The following is an 11,583-nucleotide window of genomic DNA, read 5'->3' as shown; positions in this document are numbered from 1 at the left end:
ATAGAATATGGCTTAAGCGCCATTTCTAAACTATATAAAATGCCTGTGTTACCAAAACCAAGCGATTGATAAATGGCCATACTTGTCATCAAAAACATCGGTGCCATACGTAAGCTGAGTTTCAATGCGATACTCTTGCCATTTACGGCTATTACTCAGTTGAATCTCTATTGAACGCTCGTAATCAATTACTGAATCCTCATTACTAATGGAGGTCAATTTAAGATGCCATGACGAATCAATATTTTCAGAATACCCTAAATCAAATACATGAATATCGGCTCGCATTGCATCAGAAAAAATACGTTGATCGCCGGCAAAATGGCCGTAAATAGCACCATCATTTGTATTACCGTATTTATAAATTGAGTTGACGTACCACAAGGTATGCCAGCTGGTGTATTCATATCGAATAGACCAATTATCAGTTAGCTTAGGCAGGTACGCTCCGCCAGAAAAGACAATATTACCAAACTCATAATTATTATATTCTTTAGTATCTTCACCACCATACTCAAAATAAAGCTCTATTGGGGTTCCCCAGTTAAAGTTAAAAACACTGGTTACCGAAGCGAGTTGATCACCTAACTCCTCATCATCACCGTGCAGGTTATCATTACCTGCAGGGTCAAAGTACGCCTTAAACACATCTTTAGTGCTCACGTCACGAGGGCCACCACCAAAATGTAGAATTCGGTTTAAGCCAACTTTCCAACCATCAAGCGGTTCAATACTTACATGCGTGCCAGCCACTCGCGGACGACCATCATGCCACTCGCCTTTGTAGCCAATTCCTTCTTTTACTTTTTGTAATTGAGAATAATAGAGTTCAAAATCAAAATTCCACCAATCTTCCAGCGGTTGCGACAACCCAAGCGACACTGACGGTGAGGTTTTAGCATTGGTAGAAATTAATTGAGCTGAATGCTTAAAAGGCGAAAACCAATGCTCTTTATAGCCCACATCTAATTGCAACGAATCACCTGCAACACTAAAAAAAGTATTGTAAGCAACTAAGCCACCTGAACTAAATCGATAATCTAATCCTATTTGCACCAAGGTTGATTCACTTGGACGCCACACACCTTCAAAAAAACCTTGCCCCCACTCATTCGATTGCAAACCTCGCTGATTGGCTATGGCTACGGTTTTATCGTATTTCATGGTCGCTTTTAAACCACTGCGGCTAATTTGGTCTTGTCCACGATACGGTTTAAGTGCAATTCGGATCGCATCATACAAGCCATTATCAACCTTGCGTAACTGGCGCAGTGCAATATCAATTTCATTAAACGAGTAAGGTTTACTCATTGGGGTGCCCGTCGTTAATACAAACATAATATCAACTTGCTGCTCAAGATGGGCATCGATATTCAGTGGTAAATAAGCCGATGGTTTTGCATGTACCTGCCAGCTTGCAAGCACTAACAGTAAAGAGGATAAATATTTTAATTTCATAAATTAGCTGTTAATAAAATAAGGCCGCTTGATGGTATCAAATCTAATCTTAACTTTATAGAAAACGGCTGTTGAAAATTGTTAGATAGAAGATTTTAGCCAGATTGAGTGTCGATAATAAGTAAAAAAAGCTACTATATCGGCAATTTTCACCCCAAAGAAATCTTATGGCACGATTTATTTATAGTTTGCTGTTGTATCTACTTAGCCCTTTGGTTTTTATTCATTTATGGTTACGTGGCAAAAAAAACTCTGAATATCGCAAACGAATTGGCGAGCGGCTAGGTTTTTACACTCAAAAAGCAGCCGCGCAATCAATGATTTTCCACTGTGCATCGCTCGGTGAAGTCATTGCAGCCACGGCGATGATTAAAAAACTGCAACAGCAACAAAATCTAAACATTGTTATCACCTGCAACACTCCTACAGGCAGCGCACAAATAAAAAAAAGCTTTGGCGACACAGTAATACACGTTTATTTACCGCTTGATTTTTGCGGTGCTGTAGCGCGTTTTTTAACCCACTTTAAACCCAATGTACTGATCATTTTAGAAACCGAATTGTGGCCAAATTTAATCGCCACCGCAAAAAAACGAAATATCCCCATATTACTGCTCAATGCGCGCCTCTCTGAAAAATCAATGCAAGGCTATCAAAAAGTGATGCCTTTAACCGATTCAATCTTAAGTGGGATCACGCATATTGCCGCCCACAACCAAGCTGATAGCGAACGCTTTTTAACGTTAGGTTATCCGCAATCGCAACTCTCTGTACCAGGTTCGATTAAATTCGATATATCGCTATCTTCAAGCGTACGCGAGCAAGCACATGCATTTCGCCACGCCCTAGGAGTGCGTTCATTTATTTGGATCGCAGGTTCAACTCACGAAGGCGAAGATGCACAATTACTCGATGCACACCAGCAGCTGCGCTCTTTAATTCCCAATGCGCTGCTTATTTTAGTACCACGCCATCCAGAACGATTTGATACCGTTGCCAACTTAGTGAGTCAACGTAAGTTTATATTAGCGCGTAAAAGTCATCATCCCGACAGCGCACAATTGACCTCGTGCCAAGTGATACTAGGTGATACCTTAGGCGAACTTTCAACTTTATATGGAAGTGCTGATGCCGCTTTTATTGGTGGAAGCCTCATTGAGCGCGGTGGGCACAACCCGTTAGAAGCAGCAGCATTTGGCGTCGCCATTTTAACAGGCCCACATACTTTTAACTTTAACGATGTTTATGCCGGAATGTTTGCAAGCGACGCTTGCACGCTCGTTACAAATAGCCACACACTAGCCAGCGCGTTACAAAAACTTGCTCAGGATCGCGACCTACGCGAACAAATGGGCCAAGCGGCACTTTTATTTGTTAAACAGAATCAAGGTGCAGTTGACAGCTGCATTACTCTCATTTCTCGTTATTTGGATTAATTTATGTCACACGAACTTGCTATTTTACAAACCAAACAATGGGTAAGTGATGTTATTATTAAATACAACTTTTGCCCATTTGCTCGTGCTGAAGTTGAAAATAATAAAATTCATTACCAAATTTGCCCAGAAAATACCGTCACAGATGCCGTTATGGCGATGTTAGAAGGGTGTTTTTTACTCGATAAACAACCCGAAATTGAAACTAGTTTATTAATTTATCCTGATGGATTTGCAGAGTTTGATACGTTTTTAGAGCTGGTCGATTTAGCAGGCGCCATGCTAGCAGCACAAGGATTTTCGGGGCATTATCAAATTGCAACGTTTCACCCTGAGTATATCTTTGCTGATTCTGATGAACACGATGCAGCAAACTATACCAACCGCGCCCCCTACCCAACGCTGCATTTAATTCGTGAATTAAGTATGTCTTTAGCGCTTGATAATTACCAAGAGCCCGAATCCATTCCCGAACACAATATCAAACTAGCGCGCCGTAAAGGCATTGATTTTTGGCAGCAATTACTCACACAGTGCATCAACTCACCAAAATAAATATCTCACGACAAAAAGCCTAAAATACTCAACGCATTTTAGGCATCAATCCGATAACGCGTATTATCGTCTTTACGTAGCGTGGCATTACGCTCAATAAATTCAATAATAGCCCCTGCAACATCCACTCCCGTTGCAGCTTCTATCCCTTCAATGCCTGGCGCTGAATTGACTTCCATGACAACCGGGCCACGATTAGAACGCAAAATATCTACTCCAGCAACATTAAGCCCCATGGCTTTAGCTGATTGAATGGCAGTGTCGCGCTCAGCTTTCGTTAATTTAACGGCTTGAGCTGTGCCACCGCGGTGCAAGTTTGAACGAAACTCGCCTTCTGGCGCTTGTCGTTTCATAGCAGCAACCACCTTATCTCCTACCACAAAACAACGAATATCTGCGCCGGCAGCCTCTTTGATAAACTCCTGCACTAAAATATTGGCATTAAGGCCCATAAACGCTTCAATGATGCTCTCCGCGGCTTTTTGAGTTTCGCCCAGCACAACGCCAATCCCTTGCGTTCCTTCAAGTAATTTAATTACAACTGGAGCACCGCCGACATAATCAATCACATCACTTATTTTATCTGGGTGGTAAGCAAAACCAGTACGAGGTAAGCCGATCCCCTTTTTTGATAATAATTGTAATGAACGTAACTTATCGCGCGAACGTGAAATAGCAATCGAGCTATTAAGCGCGAATGTATTCATTATCTCAAACTGACGAACCACTGATGTCCCATAAAACGTAATCTCAACACCCACTCTTGGGATCACAGCATCATATTTTGGCAGTGCTTTTCCTTTTAATCGTACTTGGGGATGACTACTCGTAATATCCATATAACACTGCAAGGTATTTATCACATCAACCTGATGACCACGAAGCTCAGCCGCTTGTTTTAAACGCTGTATAGAATAAAGCTGTGGCCCAAGGGTTAAAATGGCTATTTTCAAAATATAGGTCCGATAAATCAGTTGATTAGCTGTTACATTCAACAATGAATAAACGCGATATTTAAAGAGCTTTAGTATGACATTACTAGCATTTTAACGATGAATTTTTTTACTCTTTCCAATCGAAAAAATCTATTTTACGAAAATAAAATCATGATACATATTTACCCCGACACAAGTGTAACGGAGAAATTTATGCGTAATGGTCTATTTGAATTTTTCGACGATGTTAACTTCCCAATGGGATTTCGTCGTTCTGGCTCATTTTCCATTCCGGAAGCAGAGCTACTAAGCAGCTACGGTGATATTTTAAGCAAATTAGCAAATCAATCTCTAACGCCTGAATCTCAAGAGGAAATTGATTTTGTTGACGTATGCCTTGGCAATAAACCAGCTCAAACTAAGTTTGAAAAGCTCTGGTTAAAATACAAGCATGAAATTTCACGCAAAGATAAGTTTTACAGTGCTTTTGGTAAAAAAGAAACGGTAAAACCGACTACTGACTTTTCGATAGCCGAAATGTAATCATCAATTCTTGCATGATTAAGACTTAACCAGAGATAGCCACTATCTCTGGTTATGAATGGTTAACCTTGTGTGGCCAATTGTTGATAATGCTGCTGTAACTGAGTTATTTTTTCTAAGCCAGGACCGTAACTATAGGGTTTAAATAATAATAAAACCTTGACCAATCCTTTATAAATATCCGTTTTTAATAATTCAGAATCGAATTTATGAATTTTTAAATAGGGTGTCCAAAAGCTCACCATGATTTTAATGGTATGTGCGAATTGTGGAATGTCTTGTTCGTCAATTTCAATAATACCAGCGACTTTAAGCCCTCTGACCACATCTGATACTTGCTCAAGTAAATTAGCTTGTAATGCTAAGTAGTCTTTTTTCAGCTGATCATCACGCGACAAAATATCACCCAAATTATCGTAGAAAAAATGAAACTTCCACATTAATTCAAACAACGAGTCTAAATAACCAACCAACTGCTCAAGTTGCTCTTCCTCTGCACGCAAAGGCACAAAATGAGTTTGAAGGTGCTCACGATAAAGAGCAAAAATGTGGCGTAAAATGTCTTCTTTATTTTTAAAGTGGTAATACAAATTACCCGGACTAATACCCAAATGTGCAGCTATGTGGTTAGTGCTTATCGCCCGCTCACCTTGTTGATTAAAAAGCGTAATACTCGCTTGAATAATCTTATCCTTAGTACTCATCTATTTTACTTCCATAGTGCAAATTGGCGCACATTATAAACAAAGTCACCCTTAACCTAAAGGCTGCTATTGAGAACAAACACTGATAAACTAAAGCAAAATCATATAATCTAATTTATTACATGAACGTAAAAGCAATTTATCCAGGCACTTTTGATCCGCTCACCAACGGCCACAGCGATTTAGTCGCACGTGCTGCCAAAATGTTCGATCATGTTATTTTAGCAATCGCTTTTAATCCGAATAAAAAGCCATTTTTTACTTTAGATGAACGCGTTGCGCTGGCAAAGCAGGTATTGGGTCATATTCCAAACGTTGAAGTTATCGGTTTTTCGGGCTTGCTAGCTGACTTAGCCAAACAGCAAAATGCTAATTTGCTCGTTAGGGGATTACGCGCAGTCTCTGATTTTGAATTTGAATTGCAATTAGCCAATATGAACCGCAGTTTAAATCCCGATTTAGAAAGTATTTTTTTAACCCCTTCGGTTGAAAACTCATTTATCTCTTCCTCTTTAGTTAAAGAAGTTGCTTTACATCGAGGAAATATCGACAAATTTGTTCACCCAATTGTCGCCAAAGCATTACAGGAAAAAATAAAAGCATGATCGCGCGTTACTCCGCTGTTGCCTGTGCTCTTGCACTGACCTTTAGCAACAGTATTACAGCAGAGCCTTGGATTGACTCAAAAGACATTTATTTGCGCCAGTCGATTGAGCAACTCGTTAGTTACGGGGTTATTAAGCACCCAGTCACGAGTTATCCCATTATGTGGCAAGGCATTGCCAATGATTTAGCCGACGTCAATTTAAGTCAACTCCCTAAAGACGCTGAATTCGCGCTCAATCATGTTCGTCATGCATTACGATTTGCACAAAAAAGCACTCGCTCAGGCATAAAACTCAAAGCCAATAGCAAACCCAATGAGCAACAAGCTTTTGGAGAGCGTTATCAAGAACAAGCCGCATTACAAGGCTATAGCGTAATGATGGGTGAGCGTGTTACTGCAAAGGTGAGCGTGCAAGTAGCCAGCGATGCAAACAATGGTAAAAAAATCGCTTATGATGATAGCTACCTTGGCGTTATTTTTGGTAACTGGGTCGTAAGCGCCGAAAAAATTAACCATTGGTGGGGCCCTGGCAACGAAAATGCATTATTACTATCAAACAATGCCAGCCCTATGAAAGCACTGCGCCTAACGCGCTTAAACAGTGATTACTTTGGCCCCAATTTATTATCATTTATTGGCAACTGGCAATTTACCGCGTTGCTTGGCGAACAAAAACACACCAAACAAACACCTAGAAGTAATAAATTTTTTGGTGCTCGTTTTTCAACAACCCCTATTGCTGGGCTTGAACTAGCCTACAGCCAAACAGCTCAATTTGATGCTAGCAATCAAGATCATGACTTTTCAGACTTTAGTAATGTATTAATTGGTAAAAACAAATTTAAAAACGATTCAATCGTCAATGAATACAACCAACTCGTCTCGCTAGACGCTAAATACTCGAGTCAATTTTTTGGCCAAAGCATAGCAGTGTATGGGGAGTTTGCTGGCAATAAACAAAGTAGCTTACTGCCAAAGCATCATAACTATACCGTGGGCTTAGAGCACTATAGAGGCCAAGCCGATTATTTAATTAAAAGCTATTTAGAATACAGTAATACACAGCAGCAATGTGGTGGGATTAGCCAGTCTTATCATTGTGGTTACCAGCACCCTTATTTTGCTGATGGGTATCAGCACCACTTACAAAATATTGGGGCGAGTATTGCTAACAATGCCAAAAGCCTGACGCTTGCTTCGCAATACCATCAAACAAATGGTATTGCGGCCTATGCTAAATTACGCGTTATTGAACAAGACAAGGCCAATGATGATTTAATCTCTAACACACTAAAACGCTATCAAATTGAGTTGGGATATCAACAAGGACTCTTTAATGGTTTATGGCAAGTTTCAGCACAATTTGGCAAGCAAGAAACGGATATAACAGTAAAAAGTGAACAGAACAGTGCACTGCGTACAAGTTGGGAATACCGCTTTTAATCTATGTTTACAAGATAAATAAAAAGCGCTAATTAAGCGCTTTTTTTAATTTTAAACTATTTCTAAACTTGACCAAACCTAACAAATCTCTATTTGTGATTAGTACAAAAATCATTATGAAATCAATTATGTTTACTCCAATAGAATACATCCCCCATAACCACCAAGCCTCTACATTTCCATTCAGCCTGATGTCAACATACATTGCAAAGAATAATAAAGAGTTTATTAGTAATCCTAATACGATGTAATCTTTGGCAGGCGTTTTTCCTTTAATAAATGCTATTACGAGTAAAATACACCCCAAAGTAACTAGATCATAAGTTATAAAGGTCAAGTAATAATCCGATTCAGGAAAAAGATTAAAGAAATGATCTGATGTGAAATAGGACGTAAACATTAGTCCTGAAATAATAATTAGCAGCCTATTTTCTCTTACAGTCTGCAGCAAAAAACCCATAAGCAAATTGAAAAAAAAAGCCATCAAGAAGCCCCAGACTATGAACGTACCTAAATAAGCTGCTAAATTTTGTGTCCAAACCATTAGAAATTGGTATACCTACTTTACTGAGGCACTTTGTCTTTTAAAATGATGCCACCGCCACGTTGTAGTTGTGCGCCACCTAGTTCCAGAGCCTGCTGAGAAAATGTAACCTTATCAGACTGCAAGGTGTTTGTGCTAGCGCTTTGCGATTGAATTGGTTGAGTATTTTGTGTTTTTTGATAAGCAAGTGCCGATACACCACTATTTGCATTAATTTGCATTTTTATTTTCCTTATAAATTGAATCAATAAAACCGGCAAACAAATTCAGCTGTCAAAATTTTGTCTGATTGTTGCGTCGTAAAAGTATTTTTAACTTTCAGCTTCATTTAAAGCAAATTTAGGGCCAAGTTTTTTTAAAATGCAACATCTTATTTATCAGTTGGTTAGCTAGATAATTATTTTTACTTAACCTGAGCTTTGGTTTAGAGATTTACTAACGTATTGATATTGAATTGGTAAATGTTTTTTCAAGTCTGTAGCCGGAAACTTTTAAGGTTATCAAGGCGAATTTACTTACAATAGCTGGCCTATTGTAAGTAAATTCAACGCCGTTAGCGTTGAAAGTAGCCGCTGGAGATAAATTTATTATCCAGAGCTCTGGTTACTTAGTCTATTTTAAATTTTTGTCACTTATTTTTATGCAATAAAGCACACCAAGGTGTGCTTTATTTAACTCAAGTAGTAATTGCGCAACAATTTAAACAAATTGCTGTTTTGCAGTAGCTATTGCGTGACTGACTTGCTGCTTTGAGGTGCCACCTTTTGCTACACGCGCATTAATGCAAGCGTCAAGCTCAAGCACCGGATACACATCAGCATCAATAGCGCTGCACACAGCTTGAAATTGCGATAAGCTTAATTGCTCTAAACTCTTGCCTTGAGCAATCGCAACCTGCACCAGCTGGCCGACAATATGATGACCTTCGCGAAATGGAATGCCTTTTTTCACTAAATAATCCGCAAGCTCTGTCGCATTGGCATGACCGCCACGCGCGGCAAATTCGGTACGCTCTGCATTGACTTTAACACCCGACAAACAGGCTTGAGCCATATGTAAACAAGCAAGCCATGTCGGCAATGCATCAAACAAGCCTTCTTTATCTTCTTGCATATCTTTGTTATAGGCCAACGGCAATGCTTTTAACGTCATCATCATGGCACTGAATGCGCCAAAAACACGGCCTGTTTTACCTCGAATTAATTCTAAAGCATCAGGATTTTTCTTTTGAGGCATTAATGATGAACCAGACGTTACGTTGTCAGCTAATTCAATAAACCCTGCCTCACCTGTATTATAAAAAATCATGTCCTCGGCTAAACGCGATAAATGCATCATTGAAATTGACGCACAGCTTAATAACTCAACCACAAAATCTCGGTCTGACACTGCATCTAAGCTGTTGTTACTTGCAGATAAAAAACCCAAATTAGTGGCAAGAAGTTGCCGATCGATCGGATAAGCTGTTCCGGCAAGTGCGCCAGACCCCAACGGGCACACATTGAGTCGCTCAATGGCACCACGCAAACGGCTTTCATCTCGGCTTAACATTTCAAAATAAGCCATACACCAATGACTAAATAACACTGGCTGAGCACGCTGTAAGTGAGTGTATCCGGGTAAAATAGTGCCAAACTCACGTTCTGCCAGCGCTAAAATCGTTTGTTTTAAATCCCCTAAAGCTACCAATAATAGCTGCGCAGTTTTACGACTCCACAAACGAAAATCAGTTGCAACTTGGTCGTTACGACTGCGGCCCGTGTGCAATTTTTTACCTAAATCACCGACTTTCTCAATGAGTGCCGCTTCAACAAAAGAATGAATATCTTCTGCATCCGATTCTAATAAAAGCTGTGGTCGCTCGTTAACCTCACTCAATAATTGATTTAGTGCTGCAACAAGTTGCTCTAGTTCTGCCGCAGTTAAAATGCCGACTTGCTCAAGTGCGCCAGCCCATGCGATTGAACCTTCAATATCTTGTTCTGCGAGTTGGTAGTCAAAAGGAAGAGAATCGTTAAATTGTTTAAATGCTTGATCGGGCCCTGTTGAGAACCGTCCACCCCATAATGCCATGTGTTTGCCTCATTATCCCAAAGTCTGGTGAAGCACTATGGCTTCACCTAGATACTATTTTTCGTTTCTATTTCGTGTTTTTGTTTAATGCCGAAATTCGGCTTGCTAACGAATACAAACGAATAAAACCTTCTGCGTGAGATTGGTCATACACATCATCCGCACCAAAAGTTGCAAATGCTTCGCTATAAAGACTATTTGGAGATTGTTTTTGCACCGCTGTGACTTGGCCTTTATAAAGCTTTAAAACGACTTCACCGGTGGCACATTGCGCCAGTGCCTCAGCACCTGCAAGTACCGAATCTTTTAGCGGCGTAAACCAACGACCATCGTATACTAAATGCGAAAACTCTCCGCCTAAGGTGGCTTTCCATTTACGGCTCGCTTTATCAAGTACGAGCTCGTCAATGGCCTGCAGCGCAGCCATGATAACTGTGCCACCTGGAGTTTCGTAGCAACCGCGCGATTTCATACCCACTAAGCGGTTTTCTACAATATCAACGCGACCAACACCATGCACTGAGGCAATTTCATTGAGCTTAACCACACATTGATATGGGCTAAGCGACTCGCCATTAACCGCGATAACTTGACCTTTTTCAACGCTTAAAGTGACATATTCGGCTTCATTGGGCGCTTGCTCTGGTGAGTTAGTCCACATCCAAACTTGCTCACTTGGTTGATTCCAAGGGTTTTCAAGCTCACCGCCTTCATGTGAAATATGCCATGCATTGGCATCACGGCTATAAATTTTGGTTGCCGATGCTGCGCACGGAATGTTGCGCTCAGCTAAATAATCAAGTAATGATTCACGGCTGGTTAAATCCCACTCACGCCAAGGTGCTATCACTTTTAAATCAGGTGCTAATGCTGCAAAGCAACCTTCAAAACGCACCTGGTCATTACCTTTACCTGTACAACCATGAGCAAGCGCATCAGCACCGACTTTACGTGCAATTTCAACTTGTGCTTTTGCAATGATTGGACGCGCCATTGAAGTCCCTAATAAGTAGGTTCCTTCGTAAATGGCACCGGTTTTTAAGGTTGGATAAATATATTCTGCAACCATTTCTTCTTTTAAATCGACGATGTAACACTCAGAAGCGCCCGAAGCTATCGCTTTTGCTTCAACACCTTCTAATTCTTCTGCGCCTTGACCAACATCAGCAACAAATGCAATAACTTCGCAGTCATAATGCTCTTTTAACCAAGGTACAATCGCTGACGTATCTAGACCACCTGAATACGCTAATACAACCTTCTTAATTGAACTCATTTTCATTCC

At 40.3% G+C, this 11,583-nt stretch carries 11 protein-coding genes and 1 pseudogene; 5 read left to right on the top strand and 7 right to left on the bottom strand.

From position 1 onward, the window contains the following. Positions 1 to 48: 48 nt before the first annotated feature. Positions 49 to 1,458, bottom strand: a complete 1,410-nt coding sequence (locus AC3KZC_RS03000; RefSeq protein WP_490578100.1) for a capsule assembly Wzi family protein — start codon at positions 1,456 to 1,458, stop codon at positions 49 to 51. A gap of 167 nt (positions 1,459 to 1,625) precedes the next feature. Here AC3KZC_RS03000 and waaA point away from each other — a divergent pair, with 167 nt between their 5' ends. Beyond that, complete coding sequence (gene waaA, locus AC3KZC_RS02995) at positions 1,626 to 2,894, top strand: lipid IV(A) 3-deoxy-D-manno-octulosonic acid transferase (protein ID WP_490578101.1); 1,269 nt, start codon at positions 1,626 to 1,628, stop codon at positions 2,892 to 2,894. A 3-nt stretch (positions 2,895 to 2,897) separates the two neighbouring features. Continuing rightward, positions 2,898 to 3,449 (top strand): DUF1415 domain-containing protein, encoded by a 552-nt coding sequence (locus AC3KZC_RS02990; protein WP_490578102.1) that lies wholly within the window; start codon positions 2,898 to 2,900, stop codon positions 3,447 to 3,449. A gap of 38 nt (positions 3,450 to 3,487) precedes the next feature. Here the strand turns inward: AC3KZC_RS02990 and rimK are convergent, their stop codons facing one another. Then, on the bottom strand, positions 3,488 to 4,402 hold the full coding sequence (gene rimK, locus AC3KZC_RS02985; RefSeq protein WP_490578103.1) for a 30S ribosomal protein S6--L-glutamate ligase: 915 nt from the start codon (positions 4,400 to 4,402) through the stop codon (positions 3,488 to 3,490). A 195-nt stretch (positions 4,403 to 4,597) separates the two neighbouring features. On the opposite strand from rimK, the gene AC3KZC_RS02980 reads away from it, so the two are divergent. Continuing rightward, complete coding sequence (locus AC3KZC_RS02980; protein WP_490578104.1) at positions 4,598 to 4,927, top strand: MaoP family protein; 330 nt, start codon at positions 4,598 to 4,600, stop codon at positions 4,925 to 4,927. Between the two features lie 62 nt (positions 4,928 to 4,989). Here AC3KZC_RS02980 and AC3KZC_RS02975 read toward each other — a convergent pair whose 3' ends face one another. Beyond that, positions 4,990 to 5,631, bottom strand: coding sequence for a TetR/AcrR family transcriptional regulator (locus AC3KZC_RS02975; RefSeq protein WP_490578105.1), 642 nt, complete (start codon positions 5,629 to 5,631; stop codon positions 4,990 to 4,992). 122 nt (positions 5,632 to 5,753) lie between these two features. Here AC3KZC_RS02975 and coaD point away from each other — a divergent pair, with 122 nt between their 5' ends. Continuing rightward, positions 5,754 to 6,236, top strand: a complete 483-nt coding sequence (gene coaD / locus AC3KZC_RS02970; protein ID WP_490578106.1) for a pantetheine-phosphate adenylyltransferase — start codon at positions 5,754 to 5,756, stop codon at positions 6,234 to 6,236. Continuing rightward, on the top strand, positions 6,233 to 7,681 hold the full coding sequence (locus AC3KZC_RS02965) for a capsule assembly Wzi family protein (RefSeq protein ID WP_490578107.1): 1,449 nt from the start codon (positions 6,233 to 6,235) through the stop codon (positions 7,679 to 7,681). Before coaD ends, AC3KZC_RS02965 begins: the two co-directional genes overlap by 4 nt. Before the next feature lie 28 nt (positions 7,682 to 7,709). Here the strand turns inward: AC3KZC_RS02965 and AC3KZC_RS02960 are convergent, their stop codons facing one another. The 4 genes and pseudogenes from AC3KZC_RS02960 to AC3KZC_RS02945 form a co-directional block, all read right to left on the bottom strand. Continuing rightward, positions 7,710 to 8,225, bottom strand: coding sequence for a hypothetical protein (locus AC3KZC_RS02960; RefSeq protein WP_490578108.1), 516 nt, complete (start codon positions 8,223 to 8,225; stop codon positions 7,710 to 7,712). A 20-nt stretch (positions 8,226 to 8,245) separates the two neighbouring features. Continuing rightward, positions 8,246 to 8,446, bottom strand: a complete 201-nt coding sequence (locus AC3KZC_RS02955) for a hypothetical protein (protein ID WP_490578109.1) — start codon at positions 8,444 to 8,446, stop codon at positions 8,246 to 8,248. Positions 8,447 to 8,933: 487 nt separating this feature from the next. After that, positions 8,934 to 10,298: pseudogene (gene argH / locus AC3KZC_RS02950) on the bottom strand (argininosuccinate lyase); the annotation flags it as partial. A 67-nt stretch (positions 10,299 to 10,365) separates the two neighbouring features. Beyond that, complete coding sequence (locus AC3KZC_RS02945) at positions 10,366 to 11,574, bottom strand: argininosuccinate synthase (RefSeq protein WP_490578110.1); 1,209 nt, start codon at positions 11,572 to 11,574, stop codon at positions 10,366 to 10,368. Positions 11,575 to 11,583: the final 9 nt, after the last annotated feature.

The sequence above is a fragment of the Pseudoalteromonas sp. J2K-J031 genome (assembly GCF_058197095.2).
The sequence above is the reverse complement of the archived record's forward strand: the minus strand, read 5'-3'. Positions and strand labels throughout refer to the sequence as shown.